This window comes from Rhodococcus sp. TAF43, assembly GCF_052113525.1.
Taxonomy (GTDB): domain Bacteria; phylum Actinomycetota; class Actinomycetes; order Mycobacteriales; family Mycobacteriaceae; genus Prescottella.
The window spans coordinates 15,460-36,937 of record NZ_JBFRDL010000018.1 but is presented as its reverse complement, the minus strand read 5'-3'; the positions used below and the strand labels follow the sequence as shown (position 1 = coordinate 36,937).

Below are 21,478 nucleotides of genomic sequence, written 5' to 3'. Positions count from 1 at the left end.
ACGATCGCCGGTATTTGCCGGTGGATTCGGGGATCGCGGAAGCTGCGACGGTTGGTCAGTACGCTCCGCTGCCGGCCGTGACGGCGCGGACGGTCTTGCCGACGATCAGGATGTCCTGCATCATCGACCAGTTCTCGACGTATGAAAGATCAAGTCGCACAGTCTCGTCCCAGGACAGGTCACTGCGGCCACTGACCTGCCACAGACCGGTCAGGCCCGGCTTGACGAGCATGCGGCGACGAACGGTGCCGTCGTAGGCCTCGACCTCGCGCCGCAGCGGCGGGCGGGGGCCGACGACACTCATCTCGCGGCGCAGCACGTTCACGAACTGCGGGAGTTCGTCGAGGCTGTACTTGCGCAGGAACTTTCCGACCGGCGTGATGCGGGGATCGTCCTTCATCTTGAACAGGACACCGGCGCCCTCGTTCTGGCCGAGTAGCGCTGTCACCTGCTTGTCGGCGCCGTCGACCATGGTGCGGAACTTCAACATCGGGAACGGTCGACCGTTGAGCCCGATGCGCTCCGACTTGTAGAGGACCGGTCCCTTGCTGGTGGCCTTGACCGCGATCGCCGCGACGAGCATCACCGGAGAGATCAGGATCAGCGCCGCAATCGCGAAGCACGCATCGAATGCGGTCTTCCCGAAGCGCTTCGCGCCGTGGTACCGCGGCTTCTCGACGTGGATCAGCGGGAAGCCGGCGACCGGACGCATCACCAGCCGCGGTCCGGCGACGTCCACGACTCCCGGTGCCACAACCAGGTCGACGTTCAGAGGCTCCAGATCCCATACGAGACTGCGGATTCCGTCGTGACCGAGCTGTTCGGTCGCGGTCACGACCACAGTGTCGGCACCACAGGCACGCAGTGCATCGACCACCGAGTACTCGTTACCGAGCACCGGGATCTCGCGACCGTCGACCACGACATGCTCGTCCTCGCGGTAGCCGTAGCCCGGCATGCAGACACCGACCACGCGATAGCCGGACGAAGACTCACGCTCGAAGTTTCGCGTCATCGTCAGCACGGATTGCTGGCTCCCGACAACGAGCACCGAAGTGTGGCAGTCGCCCTGGGCACGCTTGTAGGTGACGACCTTCCRCATGACCCATCGCCCGACCAGCAGTCCGGCGAGTCCGGCAGGGAAGGCGATCGCCAGGTATCCGCGGGCGATGTCGACACGGAACAGCAGGCTGAGCATGCCGATCAGCCCGAAGAGTTGGAACGTCGCGGCGACGATTCGGCGATACTCCTCGGCGCCGGCGCCGATGACACGAGTCGACCGCGTGCGGTGGATCGCGAGCATCGCGATCCACAGACCGGCCAGCGCAACGGACATCATCGTGTAGCTGAGACCGGAAATTGTTCCGGCTGCTACCGACTCGGTAGCCGTTCCGAATCGAACGACCTGCGCTGCCGCGACGGCCAATCCCACGATGGCCGCGTCGACCATCCGTAGTCGACTGACGTAGCAGTGCTGCCACAGGCTGCGCGAATTATGTTGCGGAGAAGCTTCATCCACTAGTCGAAGCGGAGCGGGACCTTCATCCAACCCCACCTCGGCTCCCGTTTCCAGGTAACGCGAAGCCGTCACGCCTTCACCTCCATCGACCATTCACATGACATGACCCCCGACGGGTCGATCTGTTGTCGAGCCCGAACTCCGCGCTCGACACGGTCGAGGCGCACAGTCCGCATCACCTGTCCCAGTCCCCCCGGCCCGGCGCACGAAGGCGACGACACCGGCTCGGGATCATCCCCCGACCCGCCGACTAGAGAGCCTGCGCGAGTCGTGAATTCACCCCTGGAACAGATGCGCATCGGGTGCGAAATGCCGCTGCACCCTCAGCTGTACGGAATCGTTCTAGCACGGCCCGATGCTCGCCAAAAGTCGAAGAGACCGACTGGAAGAGTTGGGCATTCGTCCGGTTCACGGACTCGAGGATTTGGACGAACGTCCACAATGCCGGCACACCAGGGAACAAAGTCCCTACCCGAAATTAACGGGGAGACTGACCTTTTAGCAACTACTGGTACAGCGGTACTACTCTCGGGTAACCGAATCGACCTGCGAAGACCATCCGCACCCAGTGCCTCATTGCAGCCTTCTCGGCCGGCCGTAGCAAGCCTTCCCTCCGCACAGGGGCGGCATGACCAGCCCCGCACGGACACGGAAGATCCTCTTGATTGATTCACCACCGCGGCCGAGATGGCGCCCAGCGACGCGAACCAAACGGTATGTCAATGTGTTGGAAATCACATCTTGACGATGGCGGGCGGAATGCCGAATCTGCCCACACGACGGACGCCTAGCCGCCACATACCTGAATGTTCAACTATCCCAACGGCGCTCAGAAAGCGGGCGACGAGGGCGTGGGTCAGCGCGTACGGCCGCCCGGATGCGTGGCGAAGTTCAGGTAGGCCTTGGACGGGGTCGGTCCGCGCTGACCCTGATACTTCGATCCGACCACCGAACTGCCGTACGGGTTCTCCGCAGCACTGGTGAGGCGCAGCAGGCACAGTTGGCCGATCTTCATGCCCGGCCACAGCGTGATCGGCAGGTTGGCGACGTTCGAGAGTTCGAGCGTGATGTGGCCGCTGAACCCCGGATCGATGAACCCTGCGGTGGAGTGGGTGAGCAGGCCGAGGCGTCCGAGACTCGACTTGCCCTCGAGCCGGCCGGCCAGATCGTCGGGAAGGGTGCACACCTCGAGGGTGGATCCGAGGACGAACTCCCCCGGGTGCAGTACGAACGGCTCCCCCGCCGTCGGCTCGACCAGCGACGTCAACTCGTCCTGACGGAGCGCAGGGTCGATATGGGTGTACTTGGTGTTGTCGAAGACGCGGAACAGTCCGTCGAGTCGGACGTCGACACTGGAGGGCTGCACCATCTCGGGGTCGAACGGGTCGATGCCCAGTCGTCCGGAGGAAATCTCGGCACGGATGTCACGATCTGAGAGCAGCACAGCAAGAGGCTACCGGGGCGACCATTGTGACGGGCGCGGACCTCGGCGATTGCCGGCCGACACCCGGACACTCAGTGGCATCGAACACGCACGCGGAGGCTTCTGCTACAGTTGCCGCTTGCAAGGGCCGGATCCTCGGATCACAGTAAAACCCCTGCATGCCGATGTAGTTCAATGGTAGAACATCAGCTTCCCAAGCTGAATACGCGGGTTCGATTCCCGTCATCGGCTCCCTAGGGTGTTCACCCATTTATGCCCGTTGTGTTTACCAATTGGAATAGCAACGCGGTCTCTGCCGCCCCGGTTGGTGGTTGCAGGCCTGTTTCTCGTCACCTGCGTAGATTCGACCGCTGACGGCCGGATCGTTGCAGCGGTATCCGAATGTTGGCGCCTGTCTTCTGCCGTGTTCCGTGAGGTAGGCGAAATGGGTCGGCGAGATCCGGAGATTTCGCTGGCGGGGCGGGCGGTTATCTGCCAGGCATCACATCGTCTGTGGCGGTGGGGTCGACGCGCCGCACACGCATCGACCGGCGTCGTCCGCGGTCGGTGTGGGCTGGTTCGGGTTCGCCGAGGCATCGATCCCACGGATCCGGGCGGCCGCGTTTGCTGTGCCAGTCGTGCAGGATGAGCAGGTTCAGTGCCGCGAGTGTGAATCCGGCGAGGAGCGTGTATCGGCGGAGTCCGAAGCCTCGAAAGTATCCACGGTGCACGGCCATCCGGTTGGCCTTCAGTTCAGCGAACACGCTCTCGATACCGACGCGGCGAAAGTACGAGGCTTCCCATGCGATGCTGCCGTGTTGGAACGGCATACGCCGATCGGGAAAGTCCTCGTCGGTCAGGGTGATCGTGGTGCCGCAGCCACACGGCTTCCCGCGGGTGCAGGATGTGGTCGGTCTCTTGTGGGAGGCGCGCATCGAGATGGGGTTGTTGACGCATCGGACGCGAGCTGGAGGAACCGCGGGGCCTCGGTAGCGACGTGTCCCGTCGGGTTGGCGAGCTTCGTGAGGGACGAATGCATAGGCCTGGCGTGCACGGTGGCGACGATCGACCCGGGCGCGTTCCGCTGCGCCCATGTCGTGGGAGATCGGGGTGATCTCGAGCAGACCGTCCGGCAAGCTTGTCGGGTAGAGGGTTCCGTCGACCCATATCATCAGGGTGTTCTTCCGGCTTGGGTGAAGGCCGGTTTGGGTGGAGTGCAGGTCGTAGATCGTGGTGTAGCCGAGCTGCCACACCGGTAAGGCGAACCGCTCGTTGCGCACATAGTTGTAGCCGCGGTCGGCGATCAGCTGGCGCGGCTTGGGGATCGCACCGAGCGCCCGAACAGCGCGCAAGCCCGCGACGCCTTTGTTCGAACCCGCTGGCGCGAGGGACACTGCTCGGGCAATGTGCGGCACCGGCAGATGCCTCGGCCCGGGTGTGGGCGGCACGTCGGTGATCACGTGCAGGTCGTAGCCGCAGAAGTAGATCGACTCTTCGAAGGAAGCACTGCGCCAGCCCATCCGCGCGTCCGGATCGAGGGTGTACACGTATCGTCCGTCAGCACCGACTGGCGCATTCGGCAAGTGGCGCACCGACCGGCGGGCATGCGGATGTCTCGGGTCTTTCGGCGCGAAGGGATGTTTCGGCGGCGGTGGGGCATCGGGATCGGCGTCGACGATGGGTTTGCGATACCGCACCCGCGCCCATGTCGACAGGTCGGTCGAATCCAACGCGACGGCCCCGGTCGGCGGATGGCACGACAGTGAGGCATCGAGCAGCGCCTGCGCGAACCGGCTCTCGTCCCAGTCGGGATAGTCCTCCGATGCGCACGCCCAGCGCAGTCGACGGAGCGCGTCGTTGACCATCTTGTACGAGACGTTCTGGTGGATAGGGACACCCACGTCTCGGCGCTGGGAATGGGTCCACCCGCGTACGACGTCGGTGACCTTCGTCTGCTCCATCGGCAGAAGCAGCATCGGTGTCAGGAGGTGGGCCGCAAGGAGCGCGTCAGCGGAGAACACGCGGTGCGCACCACGATGACGCTCGAACACCTCGCGCAGGAATTCACGGGCTGGAAAGTGCTCGATCACCGCGATCACGCGTTTCCACTGCCACGGTTCGCACCGATGCACCTCGGTGCTGATCTCGTGGAGACGACGGGCGCGCTGGGCTTTCACCAGAGCCTCACCTCGTTGCGCACATCCCGGCCGGCTCTGATCCAGGAGCGCCCGGCCCGTTCGTCGACGAAGGCCAGCACCTGCTCGAGCCTCTGGGCGGTTGTCAGGCCCGCGAGCGTCATGAACACCGGCAGCGGCACCGCCTGCACCACCGCAACTTCCCACGTCAGCCGCAGCCGGGCAGCGGTCAACGGCCGCAACCGATCCGGGATCTCGCATCGGTTCAACACCGTCGAGACGTACTCGACACGAGGCACCGGATCTCGGAACAGATGCCCGCCACCCGCCCGCCCGGCCGCCTCCGCGACCGCGTCCGCATACGGCGCGAGCACCGGAACCTGCCGCTCCCGCCGACCTCGAACACTGACAATCACTCGATCGCCGCGCACCCGGACATCGGAGGCCGTAACGGTGATCATCTCGGTGGCCCGCAATCCCGCTCCGAAGCCGAGCGCCAGTGCCGCGGACAAACGCTGCCTCCGCAGGGCAGTTCGCTGCCGCGGCGCCCACGCGCACAGGCGCGCAGCCTGCGCCCACGTGTACGGGCCCTGCAGTCGCGGGTACGGCAACACGTCCCGTTTCGGCTCCCACGGCGCGGTTCGGGTGATCCGACGCGAGAGCGCCGTCAAGGTTGCCCGCCGGGTACACCGGGTCGCGTCGGACAACCCCTCGACGGTGACGGCGTAGCGGTTGACCGTCGCCGGATGGAAGATCTCCTCGACGTCGAGCGGCAAGCCCTGCTCAACTGCCCATGCCACGATCGACGCCACCGCGCCGATCCGGACGCCGGTCACCTTCGGTGTCGCGGTGGAGGTAAACCCGCGGCGCGCGACATCACGCACGAACGGACCGATCGCCTCCCACAGCTGCGCGGGCATGACCGGCGTGTACCGCTCGATCACCTCATCAGGTGTCCGTGTCGCCGTCACGGGTATCCCCCCAACCGCTTCCATCCGGGTGACCCCGGCTGCGGCGCAGGAAGATGCGGAAGAAGATCCGACAACGCCTTCCCACTCGTGATCCCGGCCACCGAGAACACCTCTACCACACCGCAATCGGCCAACACGGCCGCCAGCCACGTCGACCGCAGCCGGGGCACCATCAACCGCGACAACTCCGCCGGATACTCCAACGACGCCAGCAACGCCGACGCCTGATCGCGGCCCGCCCGCCGTGACCCCACCAGTGGCCCGGACCCCGCCGCGTCTACCACCGCACGCAGGCGATCCGCCCACATGGCGCGTACCGGCACCACACGCACCGCCGCCGATCCCAACCGTACGGCGACCACTCCGTCGACATCGACAACATCGTCCGCCGTGACCGCGAACAACTCGCCCGACCGGGCACCCGCCCCCACCGTCAACGCCAGTGTCGCTTTCATCGCCTGCACCCGGAACGGCCCATTCTGCATGCCCGCGGCCTGCCAATATCCGGCGATCTCCTCGTCGGTATACGGCGGCGACAACCCCTGCCGAGAACCCTGTGCCCCCTCCGCCGGCCACGGCGCCTTCCGCGTCACCGTTCGCGCCAGGCGCCGCAACCGCGACACCTCYGCCGAGCGCGATGTGGGCGCCAATGCCCGCATCCCCACCAACCGATACCGGTCGACCACCTCCGGTGTCAGCACCGTCTCACGCTCGAGCACCATCCCCTCATCGACCGCCCACAGCGCGAACCGCGACAACACCTTCAACGCATTCGCTGCCTGGCTGTGCAACGTCGGGCCCGACAACGTCACCGTCTCCCGGACCCACGGCCCTACCACGGCCCACGCCGCGGCATCAACCGATCGCGGTTCAAAACACCTGATACACGCTGCAATCGACGCGGAATCATCGGCACGCCGCCGATAGGACGACATCACCGATCACCCGCGGACCAGACAGATCGAGGCTCGCCCGATCAGGGCGCAAAGGAGTATCGTCATGAGTGTTCACATCCTCATGAGTCACATGAGATCCAACCAAGGATCCGAGCTGACACATTTGAGGGACACCGAAGCCGACTCGGGGTCCCTCGGCGTGTGAAATCGCGCTAAGAACCACCACCCGTAAGAGGCGAACATCTCCCCACGTTCTGGCAGACGCAGAACGGGTCAGCGGTATTCAGGTGGCATTACAATCACGGTAACCCTCGCGGACCAGCGATGGAACGGTCGAATACTCATTCATGCACGGCAGCCGAAGTGCACGCCCGGCCTTGTCATGGGGCCTGTCCACGGCGGACCCTCACGCCTAGAATTGAGGGTGCGGGCCGAACGGTAAGCACCGTAGCCCGAAGCGCCACAGCAGTGGTGTAGCGCGCCTCGCGACCTCAACGGCGTCCCATCCGACACCACGGGGTCATACAGCGGGGTTAGGCATAGATGTGGCGCCGAGAAATTGGCGCCACGTATGCCCGACACGTAACACGGTGACCGGACGGAGACCAGCGTCATGGTCGGGTCACGGTCCACCACCGAAGCCGCAGGGCGAGCACTCATCACCGAACTACGATCACTTCTCGGTGCCAGACTCGTTGCATACCTGGCCAACACCAATAACACCCGCACCGTCCGTGATTGGGCAGACGGCACCAGCGCCCTCCCCAACCAGGCAATCCTCGATCGTCTCCAAGTCGCGCTCGAAGAGGCCCAACTACTTAGCGAACGAGACAGCCCTGCGGTCGCCCAAACCTGGTTCCAAGGGCGCAACCCCGCCCTCGACGACCGCCCACCCGCCCTGCTGTTACGCGAGGAGCATCTCGACCAAGCACGAGCCCTCGTTCTCGACGCAGTACAGGTATTCAAAGCACACGGCACTTGAGGAACCCTCCGTCAGGCACCGCATCATTGACCAGCTTCCGAAGTCGATGCTTGTCCTGCCTATCTACGTTGAAGGATCGTGCCGAGGCGTCCTACTACGCCGGTCGATCACGAGCGAGATGCAGACAACGGCCCGATCAGGATGCAGTTGCTGTTGGCGTTGCACCGCCGGTCCAAGGTTGCTTCGGTCAACGACAGCCCAGTCTTTGTCCTTGGTAGGCCGAGCTGCTCAGTCCTGGGTGAGCGAAGCAAGGGCAGCAATCCCGATGGGCCGATTGTGAGCAGAGGAACGAGTGCGTGACGGTCTGGACGCTGGTGATGGCCTCGCTTTCGGGGAGGTCGGTGTCAGCGCGGCGTTGAACTAACGGTTATGCGGGCGGGCTGCGGCGGTGGAGTTGTTGACGCCCCCAGACTGGGGTGGATGCGGTCGCGTTCGAGTTGGTGCGACGATCGTCAAGCAGGACAACGGAACCAGGGAAGCGTCTGCACGCCGGGTGCAGCTTCAATGCCTAGAAGTCAGGCGCTTGTCCTATCAATGAGTTTCACTTATGTTGTGTGGCAAGTAACTTGGTCATCCAGGGGAYGACCTGCCGTGCATGAGTAATCACCCCACCGTGCCCCACTTCCGGGATCACACACAGTTCGCCGTGTGGGACCCGTTCCACGACTCTCCAGGCCTGAGTGGTTCGAGAAGTGGGTCGAACGCGACGACCGAGACCGGAACCGCGATGTCTGGCAGTCGCTCCGTTCTGTGTCGCGGAGCCAGGTATGAGAATCTCATACGCGAAGGTCGCCAACTCAGCCGTAACTGCAATTCCGGGGATCATTGCGAGGCGGGTTCCGCTCCCTGCTGCGCCGCCATCCTCCAGTTGCGCGCGCTGACGCCGAAGTGTTCTCGGAACCAGCGGGAGAAGCTGTTCGGGGTGGAGAAGGCGAGCATCTCGGAGATCTCGGTCAGCGAGTAGCGGTTGTCTGCAACCAGGCGTTCGGCGAGTTCGACTCTGGTCGAGTTGAGCACGGAGGTAAAGGTTTCGCCGGATTGGGCGAGATGGCGGTGCACCGTCTTACGGTGGACGCCGAGGCTGCGTGATACCTGGTCGAGAGAGCATCGCCCAGTGGGGAGCAACAGTTCGATGAGTTCGCGGACCCGTGTCAGAACGGTTGGCGGATCGGCGGTCTCGACGGATTCGAGGAGTGCGCTCGCGTACGATCGCATCATTGGATCCRACATGCGGTTCGGTTTCCTGAGGTCGGCTGTGGTGGCGACTATTCCAGTGAAATGTTGATTGAATCGGACGTCTGAGTCGAAGACCTTTCGGTGAGTGCTGGCATCGCTGGGCGGTCCATGCTGGAAACAAACCGCGACAGGGCGCCACGAATCTCCGAGGATGGTGCGCAGCAGTTGGTAGCCCACCGTCGTCGCCAGTTCGAGAGCCTGTCGGGTTCCCACGTCTGTCTTCGTGTCGTAGTCGACGATGAGTGTCGTCAGATCTCGTCGCTCCGAGAGGCGAACATGTAGAGCCTCGTTGTACATGTGCTGGTAGCGGATGAGCGTTTCGAAGGCGCTCCGTGCGTCCGGGGACTCTCTGATACTGACGCTGAGTGGGCCGAGGTTCGAGAACCGGCGGTGCTGCGCAAGTAGAAGTGCGAAATCCTCCCGCTGGGCGGCAGTGGCCGACGCCTCGAGCACGCGAGAGATGGCCGCGGCGGGCACCCATCGGTCCTGGACATTCATTCCCGCCGGGTCGAGTCCGGCGTCGCGCAGAAGCTTGATCGAATCGATCCCCAGCGATTCTCCGAGGTCGATGTAGCCGTGAATCGCCGCGTAACGCGCGAGTGGACGGGCGTCCAAGAGAGGCCTCCAAATGGTAAGTCAAATGCCACATAGGGGTAAGTGTGACGCCGAGCTTACCGATACCTTTATGTCGTCCGCATCACACGTTGGCTCTGAGTCAAGAGTTTGTTCGAGCGAGTGTGAGTGCTGACCTGCAGGTAGAGGCGCCCCCTCGCGGTGCGTCGATGGAGTGAGGAGTCAGGACAATGGCGAAATCGATTCGCTTCTACGAGACCGGCGGACCCGAGGTTCTGAAGTGGGAAAGCGTGGAGGTAGGCGATCCGGGCCCCGGAGAGGTACGGATCCGTCACGAGGCGGTCGGCTTGAACTTCGCGGACACGTACTTCCGCACCGGTTTGTACCCCGCGCCCCTTCCGGCCGGCATGGGTGTCGAAGCGGCGGGTGTCATCGAAGCGGTCGGCCCCGGAGTGGCCCGATTCCGAGAAGGGGACCGCGTCACGTACACGGGCAGCCCACTCGGCGCCTACAGCACCGACCGCGTCATGCCCGCGGAGCATCTCATCTCCCTCCCGGACGGCATCGAGTTCGAGACCGCTGCAGCGATGACGATGCGCGGACTGACAACCTCCTACCTACTGCGTCGGATATACCCGCTGCGAGCAGGGGACACGGTCCTGCTGCACGCCGCCGCCGGCGGCGTCGGCCTCATCTTCTCCCAGTGGGCAAAGTTGCTGGGTGTCAACGTCATCGGCACGGTGTCCAACGATCAGAAGGCCGAAGTGGCCCGTGCCCACGGATGTGACCACGTGATCGTGTACACCCGGGAGAACGTGGCGGAGCGGGTGCGTGAGCTGACCGACGGAGCAGGGGTTCCTGTTGTCTACGACAGCATCGGGGCGTCTACGTTCGAGACCTCGCTGGATTCCCTTGCGCGCAGGGGACTCCTCGTGGCATTCGGGACAGCATCCGGCCCGATTCCGCCCATCGAGCCGATGAAGTTGGCGCTGAAGGGATCGCTGTTCTTCACGCGCCCTGCGCTTGCGGATTACATCGCCGAGCCGGCCGAGCGGGCAGATCTTGCCAGCGAGTTGTTCGGACATGTCGCGGCCGGGCGGATCAAGATCGAGATCAACCAGCACTACGCGCTCGAAGAAGCCGAGCAGGCGCACCGCGACCTCGAGGCGGGCAAGACCATCGGCTCGTCGGTGTTCTCCTTCTGAACCTGAACACCCTGCTTCGCAACGTAGTCGGCGCGCACCGCGAGCCTGGCGACGGTGCTGCCACCCATCACTTCCCACTTGACTCACTACTTCCAGCTTGCACAGGAGAGCGTCATGACCACCGTTGAATTCGCGTCCAGCCGAGCGGCGACCGCAACCCCGATGGACGCGCGGCCGTTGACCTGCAGCATCGGCGCCGAACTCCACGGAGTCGACCTTGCCGCGGTATCCCGCGACGACGATCTGTTCGCCGAACTGAAGTCTCTACTGCTGAAGCACAAGGTGCTCTTCTTCCGCGACCAGGGGATGAGCCGGGCCGAGCACGTCGCGTTGGCGGAGCGGTTCGGCTCGCTCGAGGACCATCCGGTGGTCGGCAGTGATCCGGAGAACCCTGGCCTGGTCCGGATCTACAAGGACCTCGACAGCCCGCCCGAGCACTACGAGAACGCCTTTCACTGCGACGCGACCTGGCGCGAGAACCCGCCGATGGGATCCGTGCTCCGCTGCGTCGAGGGCCCTGCGGTCGGCGGCGACACGATCTGGGTGAACATGGCGCTCGCCTACGAGCGACTGCCCGAGCGGGTCAAGGAACAGATCGAGGGGCTGCGCGCGCGGCACAGCATCGAGGCGACCTTCGGTGCCGATATGCCGATCGAGCAGCGCCTCGAACTCAAGGAACGGTTCCCTGACGCCGAGCACCCGGTGGTCCGCACTCACCCGGAGACGGGCGAGAAGGTCCTGTTCGTCAACGTCTTCACCACTCATTTCACCAATTTTCACACTCCCGGGAACGTGCGCTGTGGGATCGATTACGCCCCCGGCGCCGGAGACCTGTTGCGCTACCTGATCAGCCAGGCATCGATTCCCGAGTACCAGGTGCGCTGGCGATGGACGCCCAACAGCGTCGCCATCTGGGACAACAGGTCGACCCAGCACTACGCCGTCCAGGACTACTGGCCGGCGGTCCGAAAGATGGAGCGCGCCGGGATCATCGGCGATCGCCCCTTCTGAGCTCAGCACCGACACATCACGCCCGATATCCAGAAACGGAGTTACGCAATGCATTTCCATGACGATTCGTTGTTCCCGGAGGTCCAGGAGAAGCTGGTCATCACGGTGGCCCCCTACGGTCCGGAGTGGGAGGTGGACGACTTCCGCGAGGACCTGCCGCTGACGATGGAAGAGCACATCCAGAAGGCGGTCGACTGCTACGAGGCCGGCGCGACGGTGCTGCACATCCACGTGCGTGAGCTCGACGGCAAGGGCAGCAAGCGCCTGTCGAAGTTCAATGAGCTGCTCGCTGGGCTGCGCGAGGCGGTGCCGGACATGATCCTGCAGGTCGGCGGCTCGATCTCGTTCTCCCCTGAAGGTGAAGGCGCAGACGCCAAGTGGCTCAGCGACGACGCCCGCCACTTGTTGGCTACGTTGGATCCGGCTCCGGATCAGGTGACGATCGCGATCAATACCAGTCAGATGAATCTGATGGATCTGATGACCGCCGACGACCTTGCCGGCACGTCGATGGAGCGGCCCGAGCTGGCGGCGGCGTACCGGGAGATGACCGTGCCCGCCGGGCCGGAGTGGGTCGACGAGCACCTGCGCCGGCTGCAGGCCGCAGGGATCCAGCCGCAGTTCCAGCTCGGTTCGCTCGCTCAGTTGGAATCGGTCGAGCGGCTGATTCGCCGCGGCGTGTACACCGGCCCGCTGAACCTGACTTGGGTGGCCATCGGCGGCGGACAGGAAGGCCCGAACCCGTACAACATCATGAACTTCGTCCAGCGAGTTCCGGACGGGGCGATCCTCACCCTCGAGACCCTCATGCGGTCCGTGTTGCCGGTCAACGCGATGGGAATCGCGATGGGCCTGCACACCCGCTGCGGCAACGAGGACACCCTGTGGGGCCGCAAGGGCGAGAAGATGACCTCGGTCGAGCAGGTCAAGCAGCTCGTCCGGATCGCGAACGAGCTCGGCCGCGAGGTGGCCACCGGCAAGGAGGCCCGCGAGATCTACAAGATCGGCGAGACCTACCGCAACGCCGACGAGACCCTCGCCAAGCTCGGCTACGCCCCCAACCGTCGCCCCGGCCAGGTCGGCTTCACCGGACACGCCTGACCAGCACAGCTGGCACACCTGGGCGGCGTGAGCATACGAACTCACGCCGCCCAGGGCCGTTCGCGTCCGTGGACCGAGTATCCGAGATACATCGTGTCTCCACCGGACAACGGCCCAGAACCGTCTCCACCCATACCCGAATGAGCGCCGATATCCAGACGGTCCAAACATCGAGGAGAACCAAGCATGGGCCTTCCAGTCGCCGATGCCGACAAGACGGACGATCTGGCTCCACCGACCAGATTGTCCGGCATCTATCCATGGGTCGTGTTCGTGCTGACCTTCGCCCTGATGCTGTCCGACTACATGTCGCGGCAAGTCGTCAGCGCCGTGTTCCCGATCCTCAAGTCGGAGTGGGATCTGTCCGATGCAAACCTCGGATCCCTGACCGGCGTCGTGGCGTTGATGGTAGGCATGCTGACTTTTCCCCTGTCGGTCGCGGCCGACCGATGGGGTCGCGTGCGAATGCTGGTCGCATCCGCTGCACTGTGGAGTGTGGCGACGTTGTTCTGCGCGTTTGCAGGCAGCTACAGCCAACTGCTCGTAGGACGCTTCTTCGTCGGAGTCGGTGAAGCTGCCTACGGCAGCATCGGCGCTGCAGTCGTCGTGGGACTGTTCGCACCGCACCTGCGTGCGTCGCTGACCGGGGCGTTCATGTCAGGTGGGATGTTCGGCTCTGTCGCCGGCGTGGCGCTCGGCGGCGTCATCGCCGTCAACTTCGGCTGGCGTTGGGCCTTCGGAGCTATGGCGATCATCGGTCTGGTCCTCGTCGTTGCCTTCCGATCCTGTGTCAGCGAGCGACGCCTCGCCCTGTACCAGCATCCGGACGACGGGGTCCAGACACCGAGTGACGCGGGCGATGTCCGAGTGCCCTTGTCGAGTCTGTTCAAGGGCACATCGGTCATCAGCGCATACATCGGTAGCGGCCTGCAAATGTTCGTCGGCGGAGCGTTGATGACCTGGCTGCCGAGCTACGTCAACCGGTACTACGACCTTCCCCCGGACAAGGCAGCCCTGATGGCCTCAGCCTTCGTCCTGATGATCGGCGTCGGAATGATCGGCTGCGGGATGATCTCCGACAGGGTGAGCCGTGTCGACCACAGCAACAGGTGGACGGCCTCGATCGCCTTCTGCCTGGCCTCCGCAGTGCTCCTCCTCGCGGCGTTCAGTTTCGAACCTGGTGCGCTGCAGCTGATTCTCCTGGGCTGCGGTGCGTTCTTCGCCGCGGGCATCGCGGGACCTGCCGGCGCGATGGTCGCCAACCTCACCCACGCGTCCGTCAGGGCCTCCGCGTTCGGAACCGTGACGCTGGCCAACAGTCTGATCGGACTGGCTCCGGGACCAGTCGTGGCCGGCGCTCTCGCCGACCGTGTCGGACTCAATGGAGCCCTGCAGATCGTTCCCATTGCATCGGTATTCGCCGCGATCGCGCTGATCATCGGAAAGCGCTACTACGCAGCGGGGTTGAAGAGGCTCACTGCTCTCACCCAAAACTCGATCGACGATCAGAAAGTGAGCACACGATGACACTTGCGGGCGGACTCACCGTCGTGATCGTCCCCGGGCTCCGCGGACACGTCGACGACCACTGGCAGACGATCCTCGCCACCAGAATCGCAGGCACACGCACCGTCCCGCCGAGCAGCGACAGCAGCCTCAGCTTGGACGAACGGTTGGCGGCACTCGACGAGACCTTGGCCACCGTCTCTGGCCGCATAATTCTCGTCGCGCACAGTGCAGGTGTCCTCACCACGGTTCACTGGGCACAACGCCACCCAGACACCGAGCGCATTGCCGGCGCGCTGCTCGCCACGCCTCCGAACTTCGACACTCCGCTTCCGGCCGGATACCCATCCCCCGACACTCTCGCCGAGTTGGGCTGGACCCCGACGCCCCGCGGACCGCTTCCCTTCTCGAGTGTCGTTGCCGCCAGCCTCGACGACCCGCTCGCCGAGTACGCGGATGTCACCCGCCTCGCGGACTCCTGGGGTAGCCGGCTGGTGAACCTCGGAGAAGTCGGGCACCTCAATCCCGCGTCGGGATACGGCGAATGGCCCGCCGCCATCGAACTGATCGAAGAACTTGCAGCTGCTGCGGCGACTGTCGACCCGTAGCACCCACCGGCACAACGATGAAACAACCTCATCCGGAAAGGACACCCATGCTGCCCACTGATTCACCAGGTGGAATCCTGTGGAGCCCCGACTCGACTGATCGCGCCAACACCGCCCTGGCACGGTTCACCGAGTACGTTCGCGACGCTCGGGGCATCGAGATCGACGACTACGAGGATCTCTGGCAGTGGTCCGTCACCGATCTCGAGGCGTTCTGGTCCTCGGTGTGGGAGTTCTTCGGCCTCGAAAGTGAAAGTGGCTACGACGCAGTACTTGTCGATGACCAAATGCCCGGAGCGCGCTGGTTCCCGGGAGCTCAGGTCAACTTTGCCCGGGCCCTGCTCGACAGGGGAGATCCGGATGCCGCTGCAATCGTGGCCGCCGAAGAGTCGGGCGTCGTCCGGACCCTGACCAGGTCGGAACTACGTCAGCAGGTGCTCGTACTAGCGGCCGAACTCGAAGCGCTCGCAGTCGGCAGAAACGATGTGGTTGTCGGCTATCTGCCCAACACCGCCGAGTCCGTCATCGCCTTCCTTGCCGCGGCGACACTCGGAGCAACCTGGGCCTCGGTCGGACAAGACTACGCGCCGGATGCTGTCGTCGACCGGTTCTCGCAACTGTCACCGAAGGTCCTGATCGCTGCTGACGGATACACCTATGCCGGCCGTCGGCATTCGCGCATCGACGCGGTCGCACAGATCGCGGCCGGACTGCCATCCGTCACGGATGTCATTGTCGTACAGGGTCTCTCTCCGGAAGACACACTGGTCGGCACTCGGTCCGGCAGCTCGTCGCAGACGTGGCACGACTGGACAGCGGCGGTGTCCGGACGGGAGCCCCGCTCCGGCTTCGTCGATGTCGACTTCGACCACCCGCTGTGGGTGCTGTTCTCCTCCGGTACGACAGGTAGACCGAAAGGGCTCGTGCACGGGCACGGCGGCATCCTGGTCGAAACCGTCAAACAGATGGGTCTGCACTGGAGCCTCACGTCGGACGATCGAGTGCTCTGGTACACCTCGCCGAGCTGGATGATGTGGAACATGCAGGTCGCGGTCCTGCTCTCGGGAGCGTCGATCGTGTGCTACGACGGCGCCCCGACCTACCCCCGCACGGACTCGCTGTGGGAACTCGTCGCGAACACCGGCACCACATTCCTCGGCACAAGTCCCGGTTACCTCCAGGCGTGCGCCGACGCCGACGTACATCCGAAGGCCGATCACCCGCTGTCGAGCCTTCGCGCAATCGGCAGCACCGGCGCCCCGTTGAGCGAGCACCTGTACCGGTGGGCGCACGACGAAGTCGGTGACATTCCGCTGTGGTCGATGAGCGGCGGCACCGACATTGCCGGAGCCCTCGTCGGCGCCGTTCCGACTCGCCCGGTCCGCGTCGGGCGGATCTCCGGGCGATGCCTCGGTGTCGCTGTCGAAACATGGGATATGCACGGCAATCCGGTACGGGGGACCGTCGGCGACCTCGTCGTTACCAGGCCGCTCCCGAACATGCCCGTCGCGCTGTGGAACGACCCCGACGGAACGAAGTACCACGATGCATACTTCGATACCTACCCCGGTGTCTGGCGGCAAGGTGACTGGGCCACCATCTACGACGACGGAACAGTCGCAGTGCACGGACGGTCGGACTCGACCCTCAACCGCAACGGTGTCCGGATGGGAAGCTCGGATATCTACTCTGCCGTCGAAGCGCTCCCGGAGATTGCAGAAGCACTGGTTATCGGCGTCGAAGAAGCCGATGGCTCGTACTGGATGCCACTGTTCGTCGTCCTCCACGAGAGTCACACCCTCGACGATGACCTGATCGGCAAGATCTGCTCGACCATTCGCGAACGCGTTTCGCCACGCCACGTTCCGGATGACATTTTCGGCGTTGCCGGGATTCCGCACACCCGCACGGGAAAGAAGATCGAGGTGCCGCTCAAGCGGGTACTCCAGGGCGCACGTGTCGAAGACGTGGTGAACCGCGACGGCATCGATGACCCATCACTACTCGGATTCTTCGAACGCCTTGCAGAACAACGTCAGCTCGACTACGCCTCGGCGCATTGACCAATCGAATCCACTTCTACTTCAACGGCACTGAGAGAGACTGATGCTCAACCTGTCTATGTTCCTGGAAGACTCCGCCCGTAAGTACCCCAGCCGCGACGCGCTGGTGTCGGGCGAAGATCGGTTCACCTACGCCGAGACCGACACGCTCTCGAATCAGATAGCGAACCTCCTCGTGGCGTCCGGGATCGAGGCCGGCGACCGGGTCGCGTTTTCCTGCCCCAACCTGCCGTGGTTTCCGATCGTCTACTACGGGATCCTCAAGGCGGGCGCAGTAGTCGTGCCACTGAACATTCTGTTGAAGAGCGGCGAGATCGCCTATCACCTGCAGGACTGTGGAGCCAGCGCCTACATTTGCTTCGAGGGTGGACCCGATCTGCCGATCGGCACCTATGGACGAGAGGCCTTCCACCAGGTGCCTTCGTGCCGAACGATGTTCGTGATCGGCGGGGACGACAGTACTGACGTGGAGGGGATCACGCCTCTGTCGAAAGTACTTCCCAGCCAGCCCACGGCGTTCGAGTCGGTGGTCCGTGAGGCCACCGACACCGCAGTCATCCTCTACACGAGCGGAACAACCGGTCGGCCGAAAGGCGCCGAGTTGACCCATTCGAACATGGTGATGAACGCCATCGCGTCCAACAGGCTGTTCGACAGCACCTCAGGCCGGCCCGATACCCACCTGGTGACCCTCCCACTGTTCCATTCGTTCGGGCAGACAGCCAACATGAACGCCGGGTTCGCGGTCGGTGCAACGTTGGTTCTGTTGCCGCGCTTCGAAGCCAGCGCGGCGCTGGAGATCATGGAACGTGAGTCGATCACGATGTTCGCGGGTGTTCCGACGATGTACTGGGGCCTGCTGGGAGCGGTCGACGATTCGGTCGATGTCAGCAGGATCGCCGACAACCTCCGCAAGGCCATCTCCGGTGGCGCCGCCCTACCGGTGGAGATCCTCGACCGCTTCGCAAACCGCTTCGGCGTCCAGATTCTGGAGGCCTACGGGTTGTCGGAGACGTCGCCGATCGCCCTCTTCAGCGACCCCGAACGGGCCCCGCGCCCCGGCTCGATCGGCATCCCGATCTGGGGCGTTTCGGTGAGGCTGGTCGACAGCGACTGGAACACCATCGAGGGCGCCGATACGGTCGGTGAGATCGCGATCCGCGGCCACAACATCATGAAGGGCTACTACGGCCGCCCCGAAGCAACCGCCGAAGCAATGCACGACGGGTGGTTCCGCACAGGCGATCTCGCCCGCCGCGACGCCGACGGCTTCTACTACATCGTCGACCGCGCCAAGGACATGATCGTCCGAGGTGGGTTCAACGTCTACCCCCGCGAGATCGAAGAAGCACTCATCACCCACCCCGCAGTGTCCCTCGCCGCCGTCGTCGGTGTCCCCAGCGAGCAGTACGGCGAGGAGATCAAGGCGTTCGTCATCCCCGAACCCGGTGCGCAGATTACCGAGCCGGAACTGATCAACTGGTGCAAAGAAAGAATGGCCAGCTACAAGTACCCTCGCTCCGTCGAGTTCGCCAGTACACTGCCGATGACCGCCACGGGCAAGCTCCTCAAACGCGAGCTCTCCTCCGCGGCCGCTGCAACAATCGGCTCCGGGCGGCACCAGTGAATCCGGCGCAGCGAGACGGTGCGCCAGGGGTTGTTGCGCGCATGAAGGACGCCGGGACGTGGAACCCGCTGTGGAATGGCCTCGAGGAACTCGATCCTGAGTGGGCCGAGCAGTACATGACTGCGACGATGCAGCCGTACGAAAGCGGGATCCTCTCGCCGCAAGTGGTCCAGATGCTGTGCATCGCCATCGACGCGTCCTGCACCCACCTGTACGAACCAGGCGTTCGCCGGCACGTTCGCGCAGCCCTCGAACTCGGAGTCACCACTCAGGAGATCCTCGAGGTACTGAAAATCGCTACCACAGTGGGGATCCACGCGTTCAACATCGGACTCCCCATCCTTCAGGAAGAGTCCGCTGCGGCCCGTTCAGTCGATCCGACGTAGCCTGTCTGTCCCAGTTTACGTGATTTCGTAAATGAAGGATCCTGGTCCCGACGCCTATGCGTCGGGGCCAGGATCGGTCCAGACGCCGGGAACAGACGGTGCACCTCTACTGGTGCCGCCGGGCTGTTCGGCGCGCGCTGCACGATCCGGTGAAAGACCGTGGGTACATGCGTGTAGGGCTACATTTCGACTGACATTCGCGGATCACGCTAGCCCCGAATTGGAACTCACGAAGATACTGGAACATGGGCGCGAAACGTTTCAGTGACAGTGGCCGTACATCCCGTGGCACTTCCAGGCGCGGGCACGCGGACGTACGTCAGCCCGCGCCGATAGGATCGCCCCTCGTGACCGAGAATGACGAGCTGCCTGACCCTGGTGCCCACTACGACCTGGTGATCTCCACGCGAGACGCTCTCTGGCAGGACGACCGAAACTACTCAGACGCAGAGCTCCTGGTCAGGCGGTTTGGCTTCGAACTCGTCTACGACGAGCACGACGGCACTGACTGGGGCCGGACGCTTATGGGCGGCAATCACGAAAATCTCATCAAACTCGCCCAATACCTTGGGACAACTCCAAAGCCAGAAGCACCCGATGTCGAGCCGCCCGCCACTGTGGTGGATGCCTACACCGAGTTGGCAGCGGCCGAGACTGCACTGCGCGAAGTCGTCCGGACCGCGATTGGCACAGCGTGGATCGAAGACTTCGACAAAGCTAAGCGCGAGGGCCTCGTGGCGAAGCGCGCCGAGGAAGACAAACGGCGAGACGGCGTCACTGTCAGCCAAGACCTCCTCGACTACACCGAGGCATATCACCTTGAAACGCTAATTGCGAAACATTGGGAGCAGGTCCAGCCAATCCTTCAGGACAAGAAGCGGACTGAGAGCCACTTGAAGACGATGCTGAGCGTGCGGAACACGATTGCTCACGCACGACCCGTTGCACCATTCGAGAAGCACCTGCTAGCAGGGATAGCAGGCCAGGTCCAAAACCTTCTTGCGCTCTACCGGAGTTCGTCATCTGGCCCAGAGGCCTTCTACGCGTCCATCAACTATGTTCGGGACTCCTTTGGAGATGAACTGGCCGGCGGCACCGACAGGAAACAGGCTACAGTTCCCCGCCTGAGTCTTGGCCAGACAGTCTCCTTCGAATGCTCAGCAACCGATCCACACGACCGTGGCATCTCATGGCGCTTCGTGCTCGTCGGCAACTCCAGCGGCATCTACCCCCAAGAGATCGGTACCGCTTTCGGCACAACGACCACATTCGACTGGACCATCACGACCGACCATGTCGGCGAGGGCCGCGGCGTCACCATCTATATGAGCAACGACAGTGAATACCAGCGCTACAACGGCGCCGACGACAGCGTCACATACCACTACAACGTCAGCCCACCCGTACCGACTCCGCGCTGGTAGCAACACTGCGCTTCACGACCAACTGGAGCCGTCACGACGGATCGGCAGCACGTTGCAGAGCGCTGTGGCGGAGTTTGTTCGCCGAGTGGGCTGCGCAACTGGCTCGATCCGAACACCCCGCAACCTTTCCAACGGTGTCCTATGGGCCTCGCTCTTCATACGCGTCGACCTCTGCGAGTAGAGCGTTAACCGCATCCATCAACGTCTCGGGGTCACTGGCCGCAGGCTCAAGCATCGATGCACGTTTGACGACTTCATCGTCACCAAGCAGGTTTACCCACTGGCTGATGACGTCGTTAGCCGCGCCATTCGACCACGTCGCCAGTATCTCCCACACCAGCCGCTCAGGCTGCGTGACCGAATCTGTCACCGGATCGTGCAGCAGTCCCGGGAATCTTGCACCCCGCATCTACTTCTACGTCGACAACATCGCGACGAAGGTCCACTTCTGGTTCTTCGGGCCGCACAAGCACATGCCGAATACGAAGACGTAGACGCCGCCGAAAGACGAGATGCGCCTCCGGATCCGACAAGATGTCCAGGGTCTCCACAATCCTGTCGTACTCGGTCGCCACGATCAGGACCGCTGCGCGGCTCTCTTGCGAGTGAACGCGAATCGGCGCCCATCTGGATCTGTGGCCGCGACCGGCTCAGCGATCCAAAGTCCCGGCCTTGGCGAGAGAGACCGCGAGCTGTTCTTCACCGAGAGAATCGTCATCGCTACTGCGAGGGCATCGAGGCCCCGTCGTCCCGGAGCCCCGTTCCGCGTCTCGAGCGATCGATCTACCGCGTCGATCGTCACTGGCGCTCAG

At 63.8% G+C, this 21,478-nt stretch carries 16 protein-coding genes and 1 tRNA gene; 11 read left to right on the top strand and 6 right to left on the bottom strand.

The genetic code is table 11. The features are described from left to right. Positions 1–55: 55 nt before the first annotated feature. The gene (locus AB4Z09_RS13700) at positions 56–1,612 is read right to left on the bottom strand and encodes a sugar transferase (RefSeq protein WP_442239962.1); all 1,557 of its coding nucleotides are present in this window, start codon (positions 1,610–1,612) and stop codon (positions 56–58) included. 763 nt (positions 1,613–2,375) lie between these two features. Further along, positions 2,376–2,963: a dCTP deaminase gene (gene dcd, locus AB4Z09_RS13695; protein WP_114721457.1), complete on the bottom strand. Its 588-nt coding sequence runs from the start codon at positions 2,961–2,963 to the stop codon at positions 2,376–2,378. A gap of 160 nt (positions 2,964–3,123) precedes the next feature. On the opposite strand from dcd, the gene AB4Z09_RS13690 reads away from it, so the two are divergent. Then, a tRNA-Gly gene (locus tag AB4Z09_RS13690) sits at positions 3,124–3,194 on the top strand. 236 nt (positions 3,195–3,430) lie between these two features. Here the strand turns inward: AB4Z09_RS13690 and AB4Z09_RS13685 are convergent. The 4 genes from AB4Z09_RS13685 to AB4Z09_RS13670 all read right to left on the bottom strand — a co-directional run bounded on the left by AB4Z09_RS13685 (position 3,431) and on the right by AB4Z09_RS13670 (position 9,777). Further along, complete coding sequence (locus tag AB4Z09_RS13685; RefSeq protein WP_442239961.1) at positions 3,431–5,119, bottom strand: hypothetical protein; 1,689 nt, start codon at positions 5,117–5,119, stop codon at positions 3,431–3,433. Then, entirely contained in the window at positions 5,116–6,048 is a 933-nt protein-coding gene (locus AB4Z09_RS13680) for a hypothetical protein (protein ID WP_442239960.1), read from the bottom strand. The genes AB4Z09_RS13685 and AB4Z09_RS13680 overlap by 4 nt, the downstream gene beginning before the upstream one ends. Next, positions 6,045–6,887 (bottom strand): hypothetical protein, encoded by an 843-nt coding sequence (locus AB4Z09_RS13675; RefSeq protein WP_442239959.1) that lies wholly within the window; start codon positions 6,885–6,887, stop codon positions 6,045–6,047. Before AB4Z09_RS13675 ends, AB4Z09_RS13680 begins: the two co-directional genes overlap by 4 nt. A 1,861-nt stretch (positions 6,888–8,748) precedes the next feature. Beyond that, complete coding sequence (locus AB4Z09_RS13670; RefSeq protein ID WP_442239958.1) at positions 8,749–9,777, bottom strand: AraC family transcriptional regulator; 1,029 nt, start codon at positions 9,775–9,777, stop codon at positions 8,749–8,751. A 188-nt stretch (positions 9,778–9,965) separates the two neighbouring features. Between AB4Z09_RS13670 and AB4Z09_RS13665 the strand changes: the two genes are divergently transcribed. The 10 genes from AB4Z09_RS13665 (at position 9,966) to AB4Z09_RS13620 (ending at position 21,160) form a co-directional block, all read left to right on the top strand. Continuing rightward, positions 9,966–10,940: a quinone oxidoreductase family protein gene (locus AB4Z09_RS13665; RefSeq protein WP_442239957.1), complete on the top strand. Its 975-nt coding sequence runs from the start codon at positions 9,966–9,968 to the stop codon at positions 10,938–10,940. A 114-nt stretch (positions 10,941–11,054) separates the two neighbouring features. Next, positions 11,055–11,951, top strand: coding sequence for a TauD/TfdA dioxygenase family protein (locus tag AB4Z09_RS13660; protein WP_442239956.1), 897 nt, complete (start codon positions 11,055–11,057; stop codon positions 11,949–11,951). Positions 11,952–11,999: 48 nt separating this feature from the next. Then, a complete protein-coding gene (locus tag AB4Z09_RS13655) occupies positions 12,000–13,052 on the top strand; it encodes a 3-keto-5-aminohexanoate cleavage protein (RefSeq protein WP_442239955.1) in 1,053 nt (350 codons plus the stop codon). 186 nt (positions 13,053–13,238) lie between these two features. Next, positions 13,239–14,579 (top strand): MFS transporter, encoded by a 1,341-nt coding sequence (locus AB4Z09_RS13650; RefSeq protein WP_442239954.1) that lies wholly within the window; start codon positions 13,239–13,241, stop codon positions 14,577–14,579. Beyond that, positions 14,576–15,166 carry an RBBP9/YdeN family alpha/beta hydrolase gene (locus AB4Z09_RS13645; RefSeq protein WP_442239953.1) on the top strand — a complete coding sequence of 197 codons (591 nt, stop codon included), beginning with the start codon at positions 14,576–14,578 and terminating at the stop codon, positions 15,164–15,166. The genes AB4Z09_RS13650 and AB4Z09_RS13645 overlap by 4 nt, the downstream gene beginning before the upstream one ends. Positions 15,167–15,213: 47 nt before the next feature. After that, positions 15,214–17,229 (top strand): acetoacetate--CoA ligase, encoded by a 2,016-nt coding sequence (locus tag AB4Z09_RS13640; RefSeq protein ID WP_442239952.1) that lies wholly within the window; start codon positions 15,214–15,216, stop codon positions 17,227–17,229. 43 nt (positions 17,230–17,272) lie between these two features. After that, on the top strand, positions 17,273–18,856 hold the full coding sequence (locus AB4Z09_RS13635) for a long-chain-fatty-acid--CoA ligase (RefSeq protein WP_442239951.1): 1,584 nt from the start codon (positions 17,273–17,275) through the stop codon (positions 18,854–18,856). A 41-nt stretch (positions 18,857–18,897) separates the two neighbouring features. Then, positions 18,898–19,242 (top strand): carboxymuconolactone decarboxylase family protein, encoded by a 345-nt coding sequence (locus AB4Z09_RS13630; protein WP_442239975.1) that lies wholly within the window; start codon positions 18,898–18,900, stop codon positions 19,240–19,242. A gap of 347 nt (positions 19,243–19,589) precedes the next feature. Next, entirely contained in the window at positions 19,590–20,666 is a 1,077-nt protein-coding gene (locus AB4Z09_RS13625; RefSeq protein WP_442239950.1) for a hypothetical protein, read from the top strand. A gap of 353 nt (positions 20,667–21,019) precedes the next feature. Next, positions 21,020–21,160, top strand: coding sequence for a hypothetical protein (locus tag AB4Z09_RS13620; protein ID WP_442239949.1), 141 nt, complete (start codon positions 21,020–21,022; stop codon positions 21,158–21,160). Positions 21,161–21,478 lie beyond the last annotated feature (318 nt).